Raw genomic sequence first — 18,524 nt, 5'->3', positions numbered from 1 at the left:
TGAGGCTCGTTCCGGGGCCTGTGACTAGCGTTCGGTGACAGTTCGCGGGCTGGAGGGGGTGGCTGCGGCTGCGGCGATGGCATCGGCGGCTCGGACGAGGGTGAGGTGCGAGAGCGCCTGCGGGGTGTTGCCGACCTGCCGCGCCTGCTGCACGTCGTACTCCTCGGACAGCAGGCCCAGGTCGTTGCGGAAGGACAGCAGCCGGTCCATCAGCTCGCGGGCGTCGTCGAGTCGGCCCGAGGCCGCGTACTGCTGCACGAGCCAGAACGAGCACGCGAGGAACGGGTGCTCGTCGCCCGGCAGACCGTCGACCCCGCTCGTGGTGCGGTAGCGCAGGAGCAGACCGTCCTGGAGGAGGTCCTCCTCGATGGCCGCCACCGTCGCGAGCATGCGCGGGTCGTCGGGCGCCACGTAGCCGATCTGCGCGAGGACGAGCAGGGACGCGTCGACCTCGGTCGTCCCGGCGTGCTGGACGTAGCACCCGCGTGCGTGGTCGACGTTCTCGCGCTCGATCGTCTCGCGGAGGGTCTCGCGCAGGGCCTCCCAACGCTCGACGGGCCCGTCCAGGCCGTGCTCGCGGACCGCGCGGACGCCGCGGTCGAGCGCCGCCCAGATCATGGCGCGCGAGTGGGTGAAGTGCTGCTCGTCGCCCCGTACCTCCCAGATGCCGCGGTCGGGGCGGTTCCAGTGCTCCTCGAGGACGCCGAGCAGGGCGCGCTGGAGGCTCCACGAGAAGTCGTCGTCCGCGAGACCGACGGAGCGCGCCTCGTCGAGGGCGATCATCACGGACCCGAAGACGTCGCCCTGGTACTGCGTGTAGGCGCCGTTGCCGACGCGCACGGGGGCGGCACCGAGGTAGCCGGGGAGGCTGTCGAGCTCCTCCTCCACGAGGTGGCGTTCGCCCGCGAGGCCGTACATGATCTGCAGGTCGTTCGGATCACCGGCGATCGCCCGGAGGAGCCACCTGCGCCAGTCGTGCGCCTCCTCGGTGAAGCCGTGCTGCATGAGGGCTTCGAGGGTCAGCGAGGCGTCGCGCAGCCAGACGTAGCGGTAGTCCCAGTTGCGGACGCCCCCGAACGACTCCGGCAGGCTCGTGGTCGCGGCGGCGACGATGCCCCCGGTGTCCTCGTGTGTGAGCGCGCGGAGGACGAGCAGCGACCGCACGACCGCGTCCTCGTACTCGTCGGCGGGATCGCAGCGGGACGCCCAGTCGCGCCACCAGGCGATCGTGTGGTCGATCCGCGGACCGACGTCGACCGGGTCCGGCACCTCGCGGTGCGAGGGGTACCAGGTGAGGGTGAGGTCGACGGTGTCGCCCGCGGAGACCTCGACGGTCGCCGAGTGGGCGTGATCGGAGGCCGTCAGGTGCACGCCGCGGACCACGACGGCGTCGGGGCCGGCGACCGCGACGATCCCGGATCCGTCCGGGAGCTGCCGCACCCAGGGGATCGCGTCGGCGTACCCGAAGCGGAGGCGCACCTCGACGTCGACCGCGACGGTGCCGCTGAGTCCTTCGACCCGGCGGACCACATCCGCCCGGCGGTCGCCGTGGGGCATGAGGTCCGTCACGCGCACCTGACCGTCGGGGGTCGTCCAGACGGTTTCGAGGACGAAGGTGTCGTCGAGGTAGGCGCGGCTCGCCGTCGCCCGAGCGTCGGCGGGCCGGACGGTCCAGCAGCCGTGGTCCTCGGTGCCGAGCAGCGCGCCGAACATCGACGGCGAGTCGAAGCGGGGGAGGCACAGCCAGTCGATGCTGCCTTCCGACGAGACGAGCGCGGCGGTGTGGCAATCACCGATGAGGGCGTAATCCTCGATGGGGCTGGGCATGCACCCATGCTGCCACGCCACCGTGCGCGTGCCTGGGAGCGATGCTCCGTGACTTCTCAGGGGGGATCGGGTAACGTAGGTGAGTCGGCTCGAGACACCGCGTTTGTACCGCGGAGGGTTATGTCAGTCTGGTGGGCCGGTTTCGTCGGAGAGAACTCCGCGAACACACACATGATGTGGACGGCCCCGGCCAGTGATCGCCCGGGTATGAGCATGCCGCAGCGCAGCCGAGGTTTCGGATGGCGCTGTGTGAGTCATGCAGGTTGTTCATGCGAACGAGTTATAACCCGGAAAGCATTTCTCCATGCCCAAGAACAACACCCCCGCCGGCAAACGCCCGGCCAAGAACTTCGACCCCAAGTCCAAGTACGGTGAGAACAAGCGGCCCTTCGGCTCACGCCCCGGCGCGAAGTCCGGCAGCAAGAGCGAAGGCCACCGCGGCTACCGTCCCGACGCCGGTGGAGCGCCGCAGAAGTCCCGCTGGAACGCAGACGAGCGTGCCGAGCGCGCCGCCCGCTTCGAGTCTGAGGAGCGCGGCGACCGCGCACCCCGCGGCGACCGCAACGAGCGCCCCGCGTACAACCGTGGTGGCGACCGCAATGAGCGTCCTGCGTACAACCGTGGTGGCGACCGCAATGAGCGTCCTGCGTACAACCGTGGTGGCGACCGGAACGAGCGTCCTGCGTACAACCGTGGTGAGCGGACTGAACGTCCGTCCTACGGCGACCGGAACGACCGTCCCGCGTACAACCGTGGTGGCGACCGGAACGACCGTCCTGCGTACAACCGTGGTGGCGACCGGAACGACCGTCCTGCGTACAACCGTGGTGGCGACCGGAACGAGCGCCCGTCGTACAACCGCGGCGAGCGGTCCGAGCGTCCCTCCTACGGCGATCGGAACGAGCGCCCGTCGTACAACCGCGGCGAGCGGACCGAGCGTCCGTCCTACGGTGACCGGAACGAGCGCCCGTCGTACAACCGCGGCGAGCGGACCGAGCGTCCCTCGTACGGCGACCGGAACGAGCGTCCTGCGTACAACCGTGGTGGTGACCGGAACGAGCGACCTGCGTACAACCGTGGTGAGCGGTCCGAGCGTCCCTCGTACGGTGACCGGAACGACCGTCCCGCGTACAACCGTGGTGGCGACCGCAACGAGCGCCCGGCCTACAACCGGGGTGAGCGCACGGAGCGTCCCTCCTACGGCGACCGCACCGAGCGTCCGTCCTACGGGGAGCGCCCGGCTCGCCAGGGTGACCCGCGTCAGGCGAACCGCACCGACCGCCCCGCGCGTTCGTACGACGACCGCCCCAAGCGGTCCTTCGAGGAGCGTCCGGCGCGTTCGTACGACGACCGCCCGAAGCGCTCGTTCGACGACCGCGGCGCGTCCGACGCCGGCCGTGGCAGCGACTACTATCCGAAGCGCGACGCCGGCTCCTACACGCCCCAGGACGACGTGGTGCTCGAGCGCCTCGAGGCCGACGCGATCCAGGCCGGCGACGTCGAGGGTGTGACCTTCGAGAGCCTCGGCCTCGGCGGCAACATCGTCCGTGCGCTCGCCGAGCTCGGCGCCGACAGCCCGTTCCCGATCCAGGCGGCGACCATCCCGGATGTCATCGCGGGCCGCGACGTGCTCGGACGTGGCCGCACCGGCTCCGGCAAGACCATCGCCTTCGGTGCCCCGCTCGTCGAGAAGCTCATGGAGAACGGCGGCGGCAAGAACCGCAAGCCGGGTCGCAAGCCCCGCGCCCTCATCCTCGCCCCGACGCGTGAGCTCGCCCTGCAGATCGACCGCACCGTGCAGCCCATCGCGCGCGCCGTCGGCCTCTTCACCACGCAGATCTACGGCGGTGTCCCGCAGGGTCGCCAGGTCGGCGCACTGCAGCGCGGCGTCGACATCATCGTCGGTACGCCCGGTCGCATCGAGGACCTCATCGAGCAGGGTCGCCTCGACCTCTCGCAGGTCACCGTGACCGTCCTCGACGAGGCCGACCACATGTGCGACCTCGGCTTCCTCGAGCCCGTGCAGCGCATCCTGCGTCGCACCGCGCCCGACGGCCAGAAGCTCCTCTTCTCCGCCACCCTTGACAAGGGTGTCGCAGCCCTCGTCAACGAGTTCCTCCCGAACCCGTCGGTGCACGAGGTCGCCGGTGAGGACCAGGCGTCCTCCACGATCGACCACCGCGTGCTGGTGGTGGAGCACAAGGGCAAGGACCGCCTCATCGAGGAGCTCGTCAACCGCACCGAGAAGACCCTCGTGTTCGCCCGCACCCGGGCGTACGCCGAGCGTCTCGCGGAGCAGCTCGGCATGGCGGGCATCCCCGCCGTCTCGCTCCACGGCGACCTCAACCAGGCGCGCCGCACGCGCAACCTGGAGAAGCTCACCTCGGGTCGGGTCAACGTGCTCGTCGCCACCGACGTCGCCGCCCGCGGCATCCACGTCGACGACATCACGCTCGTCGTGCAGGCCGACGCCCCGGACGAGTACAAGACGTACCTGCACCGTGCCGGCCGCACCGGTCGTGCCGGCAAGATCGGTCGCGTCGTCACGATCATCCCCAAGGCCCGTCGCCGCCGGATGACCGAACTGCTCGACCGCGCTGAGATCGAGGCCGCATTCGACGACGCCGCCCCCGGTGACCAGCTCGTCGAGGACATCGCCACCGCGTAGTCCGTACCGCAGCAGGAACGCCCGCCGAGCTCACGCTCGGCGGGCGTTCTCGCGTTCCGGTCGGCGTTCTGCGGCATCGCTTGAAGCGGCCGATGGTGACGAGTAGGCTCAAAATATATGAGTGAATCCTGCGAAGCCATCGTCGAAGCAGCAACCGAACGCGTCGTCGATGCCGCGCGGAGACCGCTGGGCCGCCGACCGGTCGACGTGAGCCATGGCGCAAGGCTCTACACCGATGCAGTTGCGGCGATCGGGACCGTGGCGCTGGTCGGCGAGTGCCGAGCCGCCCAGACATCGGCCGACCGGCGCACGGCCTGGTTCGACCTCGCAGATCCGCGAGGCGAGTGGACCTCCATGCTGGTGCTGCCGCATGAGCGGAAGCGGATCGAGGGTTTCCTCCGCATGGACCTCCTCGAATTCCTGACCGAGGGCAAGGTCCTCGCGGTCAGCGGTCGCTTCGTGCCGGGGAGACGAAGCGGCGAGCGACAACTTCGCGTGGAGAAGATCAGTACGACTGCTGTCGCGGACGCAGGAGCCGCCTTCTTGGCTCGAGCGGAGGCTCAATCCTTCCTCGAGTCGGCCTTCGCGCAGGATCCTGAACGGTACGGCGCGAGGGATGCCACTCGTCCGTACCGAGGCCGTGCCAAGGATCTCGCACCGCTGCTCTCCGCTCGAGGGGTGCGGGTGAAGCGGGTCATCACCTTGCGGCCGGCCAGCTCCCAGACGCAGGACGAGTTCGCTCGAGGGTTCGCTCGAGCAGGGCTCCTCGAGGAGCAGCGGTCCGTGCCGTTCGACCCGACAGGTCTCTCCGCGGCGCTCGACTCGATCGAGCCGGCCGACGACGTCGTTGTGGCGATCCATCGGGGAGGTGGCCATTGGAGTGACCGCTCGGCGCTGGACGACGTCCAGGTCGTCCGATCAATCCTCGAATGTGCGGCCCCCGTGTTCACCGGGGTGGGTCACTGGGCAGATGAGACCGTCGCGGATCGAGCGGCCTTCGCTTCAGCGGCCACGCCGACCATGCTCGGAAGTCTGATCACCTCGCTGGCGCGTGAACAGGCTCAGGAGCGTTCGCCGCGCTCAGCGCGGAGCGCTGCTCAACCATCCACCTCAGCGCCGGTTGCGAGGCCGAGGCCAGACGAGGCCGTTCGTACCGCGCAGCAGTCCGCGGATTGGCAATTCCGCCGACGTATCGACGAGGCGAAGGCCGCGGCGCTCTATCGCGTGCGGATGCGGGGAACGATTCTGGCGATGCTCTGGGCGGCGCTCACGTTCATCCTCGCCGGTTCAGCGCTGGCGGTGCTCGAGAACGGCCTGGCCGCAGCAGCGACCTGGGGCTGGATGGCACTGGCGAGCCTCATGCTGACGGTGTGGAACATGTCAGCCCAGCGGCGCGCGACCCGGGTGACCGCTAGGCAACGGAAGCGAGGCTGGCCGCCGGTCGATGACGAGTCGTGGTTCGTCACCGCGGCTGGGGTGCGAACTCCAGGGCAATTCCGCCGCCATTTCGCCGCTTGAGTCGTCTCGTGGACCTGCCGCCCGGCAGGTGACCGCTAGGGGGTGAGGGCCGCCCGCTCGTCGTCGCGCGGGGCGAGGACGACGGCGTCGTCGACCCCGTCGAAGGTCCGGACCGGGCGGGTGGCGTCCCAGCGCTGCCAGCCCGGGTCGCCTGCCTTCGCGAACGCGACCCAGGCGTCGTGCATCGCGGTCGCGAGCGACTGCGGGGCCGAGCGGCCAGCCATCCGGACGGCCTCCGGGGAGTCGAGGTGGTCGAAGACGAAGCCGATCTCCATCGCGTGGGCCGCACCGAGCTCACCTTCGCCGTCCCCGCCGACCGGGCTCCGCCAGGCGAACTCGTACACCCAGGTGTCCGAGCCGTTGTCGGCGCGTGCGTCCGCGAGTTGATTGAGCGGTACGCGGAGCAGGATGTCGGTCGCGATCGCCCCGAGGATCTCCCCGGACTTCGCCTTCGGACGGTTGCGGCGGAAGGTGCGCACGGCCGAGGCACTCACCCCGAAGCGCAGTCGCGCCGCGAACAGCTGGAGACGCGTGATCCGCCGGGAGATACCGGTCGGGACGAGGAACAGGCGGTGCTCCTCCGTCGTCGTCCCGATGAGCACGGGGATGTCGGCGGAGCCGCCCGACACCAGGGCATCCAGCGGACTCAGCGGCGCGAGTGGTGACGACGTCGTGATCGAGAACCCCGGACCGCCGGTCAGGGGGTTACCGCCACCCATGACCCGTTCCTGGGCCCCGACGAGTCCCTCGGGCGGCACACGGCGGAAGCCGGCCCTGGTGGTCGGCACGCCGAGGTCCTTGGCCATGAGCTTCGAGATCCGGCCGGAGCGCTCTCGGGGTTCCGAGCGCAGCGGGCCGCTCTGGATGATCGCCCGTCGCATCACGGACGAGGCGTCCGGGTGCGCGAGGAGCGCCGCGACCGAGGCTCCGCCCGCGGACTCTCCGAAGACGGTGACGTTGTCGGGGTCACCGCCGAAGCGGGCGATCTCGTCCTGCACCCACGTCAACGCGGCGAGTTGGTCGGCGAGACCGAGGTTCAGCGGGACGTCGTCGAGCACCGAGAACCCCTCGGACCCGAGGCGGTAGTTGACGGAGACGAGGACCACGCCGTCGCGCGCGAACGCGGTGCCGTCGTACGAGTCGAGTGCGTTGGAGCCGTGCACGAGCGAGCCGCCGTGGATCCACACCATGACCGGGAGCGGGGTGTCGGACCGCTCGGCCGGGGTCCAGATGTTGAGGTTGAGGATCTCGTTGCCCGGCACCGTCACGGTGGCGAGCAGCTCGCCGACCGCGCCGGCGTAGGGCGGCTGCGGGGCGGTCGCACCGGGACGGGTCGCATCGCGGGGGTCCTCCCAGGGGACGACCGGCTGGGGGAGTCGGAAGCGGTCGTCACCGAACGGAGCTGCCGCGTACGGAATACCGAGGAATCGGGAGACACCGGCTTCGGTGAGCCCGGTGATCGGGCCGCTGCCGGTGGCGATGGTGACCGGTGTCGATCCGTCAGGCGCCGGGATCGGTTCGCCGGTCGGTTCCAGGCCAGGGTCGATGCTCATACGGGTCCGTTCGTCGATGCTCGGGTGACCAACTGTATCGACGCCGCGCGTGCGGAAGACTGGGCTGATGCAGATCCGTCCCTTCACGCCGTCCGACACCGAGGCCGTCATCGCCCTCTGGCACGCTGTCGGGCTCACCCGACCGTGGAACGACCCGGCGAAGGACATCGAGCGCAAGTCGACGACGCAGCCCGAGCTGTTCCTCGTCGCGGCGGATGCCGACGGCGCCCTCGTCGGCACCGCGATGGTGGGGTACGACGGCCACCGCGGTTGGGTGCACTACCTGGCGGTGTCGCCGGCCCAGCAGGGCGGCGGGCTCGGACGGCAGCTCATGACCGAGGCCGAACGCCTGCTCACCGAACTCGGGTGCCCGAAGATCAACCTCATGGTCAGGACGGGTAACGACCGGGTGATCGGCTTCTACGAGGCGCTCGGCTACGGCACCGACGAGGTCGCGCTCCTCAGCAAGCGCCTCATCCCCGACGCCTGACGCCGGTTCGTTCGCCCATTCTTGGGCGAGGGAGTTCTCGTTCGCCCGAGAATGGGCGAACGAACGGGGTCAGAAGAGGGTCGGCTGGACCTGCAGGCCGGTCGTGACGAACTCCGGGGCGCGCTTGCGCAGCTCGGCCCGCTCGCCGTACCCGTCGCGCAACATGCCGAGCGCCGACGAGCGGACACCTCCGGTGGCGGGGTCTTCGATGCCGCGCTCGAGCCCGTGCTCGCGGATCATCGGGCGGATGCGCGCGGCGAGCCACTTCCGGTACTCCTTCGGGGCGTAGGTGCCGTCGGCGTACATCGAGGTGTAGCGGTCGACGAGCTCGGGGTGCTCCCGCGACAGCCACTGCATGAACCAGGGTTTGACGCCGGCCTTCAGGTACAGGGTCGAGAAGAGGACGGTGCTCGCGCCGGCCTCGCGGATGCGCGACAGGGCGAGGTCGAGGTGGTCGACGGTGTCGGTCAGGTAGGGGAGGATCGGCATCATGAAGACCCCGACGTCGAAGCCGAGGTCGGCAGCAGCGCGGACCGTCGCGAGTCTGGCCGCCGCCGTCGGGGTTCCGGGTTCGATCGACTGCTGGAGCTCGTCGTCGTAGATGGCGATCGACATGGCGAGGTCGACGGGTACGCGCTGAGCGACCTCGGCCAGAAGGGGCAGGTCTCGCCGGAGCAGCGTGCCCTTCGTCAGGATCGAGAACGGCGTCCCCGAGTCGGCGAGGGCATTGATGATCCCCGGCATGAGCCGGTACTTGCCCTCGGCGCGCTGATACGGGTCGGTGTTCGTGCCGAGCGCCACCGGGTGCCTGCCCCAGCTCGCCTTCGCGAGCTCCTTCTCGAGGACCTCGGCGACGTTCACCTTGACGATGAGCTGCGAGTCGAAGTCCTTCCCGGCGTCGAGGTCCAGATACGAATGCGTCGGTCGGGCGAAGCAGTACACGCAGGCATGCGAGCAGCCCCGATAGGGGTTGATGGTCCACCCGAACGGCATCACGGACTGGCCGGGTACGCGGTTGAGCGCGGACTTCGCGAGCACCTCGTGGAAGGTGATCCCGGCGAACTCCGGCGTCTGGACGCTGCGCACGAGGTTGTTCAGCTTCGCGAGGCCAGGCAGCGCCGACGTCGTCTCAACCCCGAGTTCCTGTCCGCTCCACCGCATGCCTCCATTAGAACATATGTTCGAGTCATCAGGGTGACTCCGGACGGTCAGTTCCGGGCGACGGGACCCGGACCGGCGGCGAGGCTCCACCAGAGGAGGGCGGCGCTCACGAGCCAGAAGGCGACCATGAAGCACCAGTCGCGGGTGCGGAAGGGGGTGCGGGTCCGCTCCGTGCGCTGCGGATGGGCTCCGAAGGCGCGGGAGTCCATGGCGAGCGCGACCCGCTCCGCGTGACGGATGGCGCCGGCCAGCAGCGGCACGACGGTGCCGGCGGCGCGGCGGACGGCGGCGATCGGTCCGCGACCCTCGGCCATACCGCGGACCCGGTGGGCGGAACGGATGACCTCCAGCTCGTGCCCGAACCGCGGCACGAACCGGTAGGCGGCGAGCGCCGTGTACCCGATCCGGTAGGGCACGTGCAGCTGCTGGATCATCGCGCGGACGAACTCCGGACCGGTCGAGGTGAGGCCGCCGATGCAGGCGAGGACGAGGAGGGCCGCGAGCCGCAGGGCCGTCGCGAGGCCGACGAGCAGCGCCCCGAGGAAGAACCGGTAGTCGCCGACCTGGAACAGCAGGACGGATCGGTCGACGCGGCTCGGGTCGGTCCACAGGCCGAAGCTGAACGACATGATCGCGACGAGGAGCGGCAGCGCAACGAAGAGCAGGAGGGCGACCGTCCGCGTCAGGCTGGCTCCCACGAGGATGACGACGACCGCGAGGGCGATGAACAGCGCCGGCGTGACCGGGTCCCTCGTGAACGCCAACAGGATCATCGCCGGGAGCGGAGCACCGAGCTTCGCCAACGGGTTCAACCGGTACAGGAATCGACCGGCCGGTGCCGCGCCCGAGGCGTACGGGTCGATCGTCGTGGCGCTCATCGGGCGGCCGCCCCGGGCAGGTCGTCGAGTCTCGACAGGTGCCGCCAGTCGGGGTGGTTCGCCAGCGAGCGCATCGCCTGGGCGAGCGGCGGTGGCCGGAGCCCCGCGTGGCGCAGGAGCTCGTCGTCGCCGAGGACCGCGGCGGTCGTGTCGTGGGCGAGCAGGCGACCGCCGGCCATGACCGCGACGTGACTCGCGTGATCGGCGACGAGCTGGAGGTCGTGGGTCACGACGAGGACCGTGGTGCCCTGCGCGTTGAGGCCGGCGAGGAGGTCCAGGAGCTCGTTCGCCCGCGCCCGGTCCTGACCGAAGGTCGGTTCGTCGAGCGCGAGCACCGGAGCTCCGGCGATGAGGGCGCTCCCGACGGACAGCCGGCGCTTCTGGCCGCCGGACAGGAGGAACGGGTGCACGTCGCGAGCGGATTCCAGGCCGAACCGCCGCAGCAGGTCGTCGACGCGCCGCTCGATCCCGGTGTCGTCGACGCCCCGGATCCGCAGGCCGTGCGCGAGTTCCTCGTGGACGGTGTGGGCGATGAACTGGTGCTCGGGGTTCTGGAAGACGAAGCCGATGTGTGCCGCGATCGTCCGGACCTCGCTGCGCCCCGGGTCGATCCCGCCGACGTCGATGCGCCCGCGGGGAGGTCGGACCACCCCGGCGATCGCCTGGAGCAGCGTCGTCTTGCCGGCGCCGTTCGTCCCGATCACGGCCAGGAAGTCGCCCGCAGCGACCTCGAGGCTCACCTCGTGGAGGATCGGGGTGCGCCGGCGGCCCCGACCGCGTTCGACGCCGAGCCGGTCGACACGGACCGCGACCGACCGTTCGGCGGTGATCGGGGCGACGGGTGCCGTCGGCGGCGCCGGCAGTGCGGTCGCATCGAGTGCGGCGGTCAGCTCGGCGGGTGTCAGGGGGAGGTCCGGCAACGTGACACCGGCCGACCGCAGGCGCAGCGCGGCGAGCGTCGCGACGGGGAGCCAGACGCCCATGGCGAGGAGCTCGTCGAGGTGGCCGAGCAGGACCTCGCGGGTCGGACCGTCGAAGGCGAGCCGCCCGTCGCGATCGAGGACGACGACCCGGTCGACGAGGTCGATGGCGGCGTCGAGGTTGTGCTCGACGAGCAGGATCGCATGCCGCTTCCCGGCGTCGTCGGGTCCGGAGACGAGCGAGCGGAGGGCGGCGTAGACCTCCTCGATCCCGGCCGGATCGAGGTTCGCCGTCGGCTCGTCGAGGACGAGGAGGTCGCTGCCCATGGCCAGGGCGCAGGCGATCGCGAGTCGCTGTCGGCCTCCGCCCGAGAGGCGGTCGGGGTTCTCAGCCCGGCGCTCCCAGAGCCCGGCCTGCCGGAGCGCCCGTTCGGCGCGGGACAGCACCTCCTCGACGGGGAGCAGGAGGTTCTCCGGACCGAAGCACACCTCGTCGAGGACCGTTCCGGTGACGATCTGCGCGTCGGGGTCCTGGAACACCATCGCCACGTGCTCGCTCAACTGCGCGACCGTCGAGGTGGCCGTGTCGAGCCCGCCGGTGATCACAGCCCCCTCGAACTCGGCCGGGACGGCGTGGGGGACGAGGCCGTTGAGCGCTAGAGCGAGCGTCGACTTCCCCGAGCCGCTCGGCCCGAGCAGCAGGACCACCTCACCGGGCGCGACCTGGAACGACACGTCGTCCGGGGTCCACTCCTCGCGCTCGTCGTGACGGATGCGCACCCGCCGGACGACGGTGGCGGGGTGAGTCGGCGGTACGAGGTCCACTCAGGCCCGCGTGCTGGCCGAGCCGCGGTCGCGCTGCAGCGGTTTCGCGATGGACCGCCCCACACCGGCTCTCGCGAGGGCCGCTGCGACCGCCCGCCCGAGCGCGGTGAAGGCGATCGGGCTCAGGACGAAGAGCGCGATGTAGACCGTCTGGGCGAGGGGCGCGAAGTGCTCGATCCCGAGGACGACGAGCACGGAGCCGCCGAAGACGAGTCCAGCGATGCCCGCAGCCAGGTAGAAGACCCAGGCCTTCCAGACGCGGTAGCGCGACACGGCGAAGGGGATCTCCTGCAGGAGCCCGATCGCGAGGCCGGTGCCGAAGTAGCGGAAGAACCACTGCGGGCTGAACGCCGCCGAGACGAGGCCTGCGGTGAGCCCGGTCATGAGGGCCACTCCACCTCGTCGGAGAAGTGCCTGCGAGACGACGCCCGGCAGGAAGTACACGCCGATGATCAGGCCGTAGAGCACGGGGGCGGTCGCGGAGATCGTGCCGCCGACGTACCCGGAGACGACGAAGACGAGGCCGCCCCCGACGCCGATGGCGGCGCAGGTCAGCAGCAGTCGCGTACTCAGACGTTGCATGAGCCCACCTTCACGAGCAGCCGATCTCCTGAGGACAGCCTATCCTTTATCAGCCCATGGAGACGCCGACGGAAACCGCTCGGAACGGGGTCCCGAGCACCCGATCCGGGCGATCAGATCGAGCGTCGGCGCGGGGTCAGTCGGACGTTCGGCAAGGGCGGCGCCGGGATGCGTTCCGTGCCGTGGCCGGCGACCGACCCGAAGCGCGGCGACCCCGCCTCCCAGTCCTCCCGGGCGGACGCGATGTCCTCGTGAGTGCGACCGACGAAGTTCCACCACATGACCAGTTCCTCCGGGAACGGCGTCCCTCCGATGAGCACGAAGCGGGCACCGGTCGCGCTCCGGAACCCGAGGCGATCGCACCCGGGCGCCAGGTAGAGCAACGGGCCCGAGTCGAGTTCGACGCCGCCGACCTCGAGCACCCCGTCGAGCACGAGGACGCCGTGCTCGAAGGCCGGATCCACCGGCACCTCGACGACGGTGTCGGCCTCGAGCGTCACGTCGGCACCGAGCAGGGGCGAGTGGACGGTCGCGGTCGACGTCGCCCCGCCGAGCGTGCCGACGAGGACGGTCGCCTCCAGTCCCGGAGCGCGGTGGACGGGCAGGTCCGTGTGCTGCTCGAACGCCGCCGGCACCGAGGCGGCTGCCTCCGGGAGCGCCACCCACAGCTGGAGGCCGTGCATGGCGGCCGTCTCCTCGCCCACTGAGAACTCGGAGTGCGACACGCCGCGGCCGCTCGTCATGAGGTTCAGCTCGCCCGGGCGGACGACCACGTCGCTGCCCACGCTGTCGCGGTGGCGGATGTCGCCGACCAGTGGCCACGTCACGGTCTGCAGGCCGGTGTGCGGATGGGGCAGGACGCGCATCAGCGAGCGGTCCTCGTCGAAGCGGTCGAGGAAACACCAGGCGCCGATCATCGGCAGCTCCCGCTGCGGGAGGGTGCGGTGGACGCTCAGGCCGCGGACGCCGCCCAGGGGGACCTCGCGGGCCTCGAGGAGCCTCGTCCCGGATCCGTCAGGTGCGTGGCAGACGCTGGGGACCGGGTCGGCGTCGAGTCTCGTCATGAGCGCCTCCTTATCACGGACAACGCTACTCCCGCTCGGCCTGACCTCGGCCCGCACCGACGTGGTTGACTGGGCGCGGGGCCCGTCCGGCTCCGCCGCTGCCGAGATTGGGGATCCCATGGGCCTGTTCGACAAGCATGAGGACGCACCGGAGCCGCTCGCCCGCGGCCTCTGGCACGACCGCATCGGCACGCTCGCGACCCGGAGTGTCCAGACGCTCGCCATCGTCGCGGTCGCCGCGCTGATCGTCTTCGCGCTGACCCAGCTCTCGCTCGTGATGATCCCCGTCGTCATCGCACTCATCCTCGCCTCGGCGATCTATCCGCTCATGCGGTGGATGCGGTCGAAGGGGCTCCCGTCGATCCTCGCCACCTGGATCGCCCTCGTCTCGATCCTCGTCGTCCTCGGCGGCATCGGGTGGCTCATCGTCTGGGCCGTGCGCAGCCAGTGGGACGACCTCGTCGACTCCGCCTCGAAGGGCTTCGGTCAGCTGCAGGACTGGCTCGGCACCCTGCCGTTCGACATCGACGAGAAGCAGATCGAGGACGCCAAGCAGACCGCGGTCGACTTCCTCACCTCGAGTCAGTTCGGCAGCGGGGCGCTCGCCGGCGTCTCCGCGACGGCGAGCTTCCTCACCGGCCTGGTGCTCATGGTCGTCGTCCTGTTCTTCTTCCTCAAGGACGGGCCGCGGCTGTGGGAGTTCCTGCTCCGCCCCTTCACCGGAACCGCATACGACCGTGCCAAGCGCATCGGCGGTAAGACGGTGGACACCCTCGGCGGGTATGTGCGCGGCACGGCGACCATCGCGGCCGTCGACGCGATCGGTATCGGTATCGGCCTCGCGATCATCGGGGTCCCCCTCGCCCTCCCGCTCAGCGTCATCGTGTTCCTGACCGCCTTCATCCCGATCGTCGGTGCGACCGCCGCGGGCATCCTCGCGGCCCTCGTCGCGCTCGTCGCCAATGGTCCGGTCGCCGCCCTCATCGTCGTCGGCATCGTCGTGCTCGTGAACCAGCTCGAGGGCAACTTCCTCCAGCCCGTCGTCATGGCCCGCTCGCTCAAACTGCACGCTCTCGTCGTCCTCCTCGCCCTGACCGCCGGCACCATCCTCGGCGGCATCGTCGGCGCGGTCCTCGCCGTCCCGATCGCCGCGGTCGCGTGGGGCATCATCGGCGTCTGGAACGGTCCGGACCAGCCGGCCGAGCCCATGCGACAGAAGCGACCCGAGTCCGTCTGAGGGAGGCCGTCCGAGTCGTGGGTCCGCCCGCCGGATAGCATGTGATCGTGGACCCCCACGATCTCCTCGGCCTCGTCCTCGAGGTCTTCACCTGGATCGGCTTCGGCAGCGCCGTCGTCGTGCTGCTCGTCATGCTCATCGCGCGGGCCGCAGACGGCAGCTGGGTGGAGACGCACGGGGTCATCGTGGACCTGCCGGACGACGCGGACGGCGGGCAGGGGCGCGAGGTCCGCTGGATGACCGAGTCGGCCGAGCTGTACTCACGACCCGTCACGGACGCGGAGTTCGACGCCCTCCGCGACCCCGAGGAGCCGAACGTCTTCTACGCCCGCCGGGAACCGTCGCGCGCACGCTTCCGCCGGACGGCCGATCACACGAGAGCGCTCCGGCTGCTCTTCGGCGTGACCTTCGGCATCGGCGTCGTCTGCTCCATCGCTTCAATCGTGCTGCTGTTCGTCGCCGACACCGGGGCCTGACCACCCCTCCCCGGTCCCTGACCACCCTCTCCCCGGTCCCTGACCACCCCTCCCCGGTCCCTGAGCACCCTCTCCCCGGTCCCTGAGCCTGTCGAAGGGCGGCGCTCGGGTAGGCTGTGAGCACGAGCGTCGACACCTGGTCCGCTCGTTCTCCCGGAGGCAGCGCATGACGGAACGGTGGGCCCGTGTCGCCCGCGGCACCGCCGCAGCCGCATTCGCCACCTTCGCCGCCGCCCTCTCGCACACGATCGGTGGGGCCGCCGCGCCGTCCGCGTTCGTGCTCCTGGTCGGTGGAACCTTCGCCGTCCTGGTCTGTGTCCTCCTCGCCGGCCGTCGCATCACCGCACTCGGGGTCGTCGCCTCCGTGCTCGTGAGCCAGCTCGGCTACCACGCGCTCTTCACCCTCGTCCCGAGCACCGTCAGTGCCACGGTCGCCTCCGGCGGCGCGGCGGGCCCCGCCGACTGGCACCGGCACGGGGTCGTCGAACTCGCGACCGGCGGCGTCACCGCGGCACACTCCCACGGCGACACCACGATGTGGGCGGCGCACCTCGTCGCGGCCGTCGCGACCATCGCCGCCATCCTGTTCGCCGAACGCGCGACGCTCGCCGCGCTCGCCGCGCTGACCGTCCGGATCCTCGCCCGCCGTGCAGCACCGACCCACCTCGTCCCCGCGCCCCGTCGGGTGCGCTGGGTCCGGGTCAACCGTCGCCCCCGCAACCTCGGGGTGGTCCTGCTCCACCTGCGACACCGCGGTCCGCCGGCGCTCGCCGCCGCCTGACCGACGCATCACCCTCCGACCGGGACGGGTGCCGTGCGTGGCCGGGTCGGCCCAGCGCAGCAGCACCCTTCGGCGCGCCATCCGGCGCGACCATCCCCATTCCGCACGCTCGACGCCGTGCGGATCAGTCGACAGGACGATCATGAACGCAACCACCCCCCGCCCCACCTTCCGCAAGCCCGCCGTACTCGGTGCCGTCGCCATCGGCGCCGGAGCGCTCCTCGCGGTCGGCGCACCGCTGGCCGCCAGCGCCCACGTCAGCGTCACGCCGACCTCCACGGCCGCCGGCTCCTACACGGTGCTGAGCTTCGCCGTCGGTCACGGCTGCGACGGCTCGCCCACGACGAGTCTCTCCTTCGAGATCCCCGAGGAGATCAACGCCGTGACGCCGACGGTCAACCCGAACTGGACCATCGACAAGCAGATGGCTCCGCTCGCGAAGCCCATCACCGACAGCCACGGTGAGCAGCTCGCCGAGCGTGTCGGCACGGTCGTCTACACGGCCAAGACGCCGCTCTCCGACGGCTACCGCGACACCGTCTCCTTCCAGGTCCAGCTGCCGGCCGACGCCGAGGGCAAGACGCTCGTCTTCCCGGTGACGCAGACCTGCGAGGTCGGCCAGACCGACTGGACCGACGTCGCGAAGGACGGTCAGACCGAGGACGACCTCGAGTCGCCGGCGCCGGTCGTCGTCGTGACCGCTGCCGAGGCCGGCGACCACCACGGTGGTGCCGCCACGGACGACGACGGTGACGGCGACCACACCGAGGCCGCCGCCGCGACCGACGCCGGCAGCACCGACGTGCTGGGCCGCGTGCTCGGCATCGCCGGTCTCGTCGTCGGTGCCGCCGGCATCGTCATCGCTGCCTCCGCACGCCGCGCAGCGTCCGACGCGAAGCGCCAGGCCTGATGACGGTCTCCCGTCGTCGCCGTCTCGTCGGCACCGCTGCGACCGCGTTCCTCGCGGTCGCAGCGGTGCTCGCCGTGGCCCAGCCGGCCTCAGCGCACAACAGCATCATCTCGACGACGCCGGCCGAGGGGTCGACGATCACGGAGCAGCCGGAGCAGCTCGTCATCACGACGAACGACAACCTGCTCGACCTCGGGGAAGCCGGCCAGTCCAACCAGATCCAGGTGACCGGTCCCGGTGACGAGCGGCTGTATTACGGCACCGCCTGCGCAGCCGTGAACGGCCCGGCGCTCGTCATGCCGCTGCAGCTCGGGCAAGCCGGCGAGTACACCGTCGTCTGGCAGCTGGTCTCGACCGACGGCCACCCGCTGTCGGGCAGCTACACCTTCGAGTGGGCGCCGGCCGAGGGCCAGGAACTCGCGGCGGGGAGCGCGAAGCCCGCGTGCGCGACGAGCGGTGCCTCCACGGTCGAGCCCTCGTCGGAGGCGGGCGGTGTCGAGCCGCAGTCGTCATCCGACGGCGGCTTGAGCGGCGATGTGTGGTGGATCGTCGGCGCGATCGGCGTCGTCCTGATCGCCGGCATCGGCGTGCTCCTCGTGACCCGGCGGAAGCCGGAGCCCGTCTCGGACGACCAGGGCACGGACACCTCCGCGCCCTGAGTCGCACCCCGCCCGGACTCTGGGCGCCACCCGCCCGGTCCCTGAGCTTGTCGAAGGGTGGTCCGGTCGGTGGCGCTCTCGGCTGGTGGGGTGTCTCGTGGGCACTTCGACAGGCTCAGTGACCGGGGGTGGTGACACGTTCCGGTCCCTGAGCTTGTCGAAGGGTCCCGACACAACGGAACAGCCCCGCCATCCTCGAGAGGATGACGGGGCTGTCGGTGTTACCGGTGTAGCGTGCGGGTGAACCCGCGGTCGGCTACTTTGCCGGCGGCATCAGCACCGAGTCGATGAGGTACACGGTCGCGTTGGCGGTCTTGACGCCACCGCAGATGACCTTGGCACCGTTGACGGTGATGTTGTCACCCGAGCCCTCGACCTTGACGGTTCCACCCTCGACGGTGGTCTGCTCACCGTCGATGTCGGACGGAGCGATCTGGCCGGGGATCACGTGGTACGTGAGGATCGAGGTCAGCGTCGCGGCACCCTCAGGCGTCTTGAGGCTGTCGATCGTCGCGGCGTCGATCTTCTTGAACGCGTCGTCGACCGGGGCGAAGACGGTGAACTCGGACCCGTTCAGCGTGTCGACGAGGTTGACGTCGGGGTTCAGCTGGCCGGAGACCGCAGCGGTCAGCGTGGTGAGGAGCGGGTTGTTCGAGGCGGCGACGGCGACGGGGTCGGCCGACATGCCGGCGACGGAGCCTGCACCGTCCGGGACAGCCTCGGCGTAGGCGGCGCAGCCCGAGCCGACGAGGTCCGCTGCGGGGTCGGAGGTCATGCTCGACTCGGAGGGAGCGGAGCTCGGCTCCATCGACGAACCGCTGTCGGAGCTGGAGCCGCTGGAACAGGCGGCGAGGCCGAAGGTCGCGACGGCGGCGAGTGCGAGCACTGCCATGTGGTTTCGCTTGATGGTACGCATGTGATTCTCCTTTGATGAGGTTTGGACCGGTTGTCGAGTGCCTCTCAGAACCGGCCCTC

The 18,524-nt window shown here is 70.6% G+C and carries 16 protein-coding genes; 8 read left to right on the top strand and 8 right to left on the bottom strand.

All coding sequences use genetic code 11. The features are described 5' to 3' along the window. Positions 1-24: 24 nt before the first annotated feature. Positions 25-1,848, bottom strand: coding sequence for a glycoside hydrolase family 15 protein (locus tag HOW07_RS06430; protein ID WP_371743590.1), 1,824 nt, complete (start codon positions 1,846-1,848; stop codon positions 25-27). A 283-nt stretch (positions 1,849-2,131) separates the two neighbouring features. Between HOW07_RS06430 and HOW07_RS06425 the strand changes: the two genes are divergently transcribed. Together HOW07_RS06425 and HOW07_RS06420 are read left to right on the top strand one after the other, a co-directional pair. Then, positions 2,132-4,495, top strand: a complete 2,364-nt coding sequence (locus HOW07_RS06425) for a DEAD/DEAH box helicase (RefSeq protein WP_175116371.1) — start codon at positions 2,132-2,134, stop codon at positions 4,493-4,495. 117 nt (positions 4,496-4,612) lie between these two features. Next, positions 4,613-6,013: an exodeoxyribonuclease VII large subunit gene (locus tag HOW07_RS06420; protein ID WP_175116370.1), complete on the top strand. Its 1,401-nt coding sequence runs from the start codon at positions 4,613-4,615 to the stop codon at positions 6,011-6,013. A gap of 35 nt (positions 6,014-6,048) precedes the next feature. Here HOW07_RS06420 and HOW07_RS06415 read toward each other — a convergent pair whose 3' ends face one another. Next, positions 6,049-7,566, bottom strand: a complete 1,518-nt coding sequence (locus HOW07_RS06415; protein WP_121291636.1) for a carboxylesterase/lipase family protein — start codon at positions 7,564-7,566, stop codon at positions 6,049-6,051. Between the two features lie 67 nt (positions 7,567-7,633). Here HOW07_RS06415 and HOW07_RS06410 point away from each other — a divergent pair, with 67 nt between their 5' ends. Next, positions 7,634-8,056, top strand: coding sequence for a GNAT family acetyltransferase (locus tag HOW07_RS06410; RefSeq protein WP_175116369.1), 423 nt, complete (start codon positions 7,634-7,636; stop codon positions 8,054-8,056). 69 nt (positions 8,057-8,125) lie between these two features. Here HOW07_RS06410 and HOW07_RS06405 read toward each other — a convergent pair whose 3' ends face one another. From HOW07_RS06405 to HOW07_RS06385, 5 genes are all read right to left on the bottom strand, one after another. Continuing rightward, positions 8,126-9,217: an Rv2578c family radical SAM protein gene (locus HOW07_RS06405; protein WP_175116368.1), complete on the bottom strand. Its 1,092-nt coding sequence runs from the start codon at positions 9,215-9,217 to the stop codon at positions 8,126-8,128. Positions 9,218-9,264: 47 nt separating this feature from the next. Continuing rightward, a complete protein-coding gene (locus tag HOW07_RS06400) occupies positions 9,265-10,095 on the bottom strand; it encodes an energy-coupling factor transporter transmembrane protein EcfT (RefSeq protein WP_175116367.1) in 831 nt (276 codons plus the stop codon). Next, on the bottom strand, positions 10,092-11,795 hold the full coding sequence (locus HOW07_RS06395; protein WP_371743589.1) for an ABC transporter ATP-binding protein: 1,704 nt from the start codon (positions 11,793-11,795) through the stop codon (positions 10,092-10,094). The genes HOW07_RS06400 and HOW07_RS06395 overlap by 4 nt, the downstream gene beginning before the upstream one ends. Before the next feature lie 45 nt (positions 11,796-11,840). Then, a complete protein-coding gene (locus HOW07_RS06390; protein ID WP_175116365.1) occupies positions 11,841-12,422 on the bottom strand; it encodes an ECF transporter S component in 582 nt (193 codons plus the stop codon). Positions 12,423-12,535: 113 nt separating this feature from the next. After that, positions 12,536-13,486, bottom strand: coding sequence for a pirin family protein (locus HOW07_RS06385; RefSeq protein ID WP_175116364.1), 951 nt, complete (start codon positions 13,484-13,486; stop codon positions 12,536-12,538). Positions 13,487-13,604: 118 nt separating this feature from the next. Here HOW07_RS06385 and HOW07_RS06380 point away from each other — a divergent pair, with 118 nt between their 5' ends. From HOW07_RS06380 to HOW07_RS06360, 5 genes are all read left to right on the top strand, one after another. Beyond that, positions 13,605-14,723 carry an AI-2E family transporter gene (locus HOW07_RS06380; RefSeq protein WP_071259781.1) on the top strand — a complete coding sequence of 373 codons (1,119 nt, stop codon included), beginning with the start codon at positions 13,605-13,607 and terminating at the stop codon, positions 14,721-14,723. A 47-nt stretch (positions 14,724-14,770) separates the two neighbouring features. Further along, the gene (locus HOW07_RS06375; RefSeq protein ID WP_153303381.1) at positions 14,771-15,199 is read left to right on the top strand and encodes a DUF3592 domain-containing protein; all 429 of its coding nucleotides are present in this window, start codon (positions 14,771-14,773) and stop codon (positions 15,197-15,199) included. Positions 15,200-15,365: 166 nt separating this feature from the next. Beyond that, positions 15,366-15,980, top strand: a complete 615-nt coding sequence (locus HOW07_RS06370; protein ID WP_175116363.1) for a hypothetical protein — start codon at positions 15,366-15,368, stop codon at positions 15,978-15,980. A 142-nt stretch (positions 15,981-16,122) separates the two neighbouring features. Further along, complete coding sequence (locus HOW07_RS06365; RefSeq protein ID WP_175116362.1) at positions 16,123-16,890, top strand: YcnI family protein; 768 nt, start codon at positions 16,123-16,125, stop codon at positions 16,888-16,890. After that, positions 16,890-17,549 carry a copper resistance CopC family protein gene (locus tag HOW07_RS06360; protein WP_175116361.1) on the top strand — a complete coding sequence of 220 codons (660 nt, stop codon included), beginning with the start codon at positions 16,890-16,892 and terminating at the stop codon, positions 17,547-17,549. The genes HOW07_RS06365 and HOW07_RS06360 overlap by 1 nt, the downstream gene beginning before the upstream one ends. A 256-nt stretch (positions 17,550-17,805) precedes the next feature. On the opposite strand, the gene HOW07_RS06355 is transcribed toward HOW07_RS06360, so the two are convergent. Further along, the gene (locus HOW07_RS06355; protein ID WP_064294247.1) at positions 17,806-18,465 is read right to left on the bottom strand and encodes a fasciclin domain-containing protein; all 660 of its coding nucleotides are present in this window, start codon (positions 18,463-18,465) and stop codon (positions 17,806-17,808) included. Between the last annotated feature and the right edge of the window lie 59 nt (positions 18,466-18,524).

This window comes from Plantibacter sp. MCCC 1A11337, assembly GCF_013349365.1.
In the GTDB taxonomy this organism is placed as follows: Bacteria; Actinomycetota; Actinomycetes; order Actinomycetales; family Microbacteriaceae; genus Plantibacter; species Plantibacter flavus_A.
This window is presented reverse-complemented; position numbering and strand designations above follow the sequence as displayed.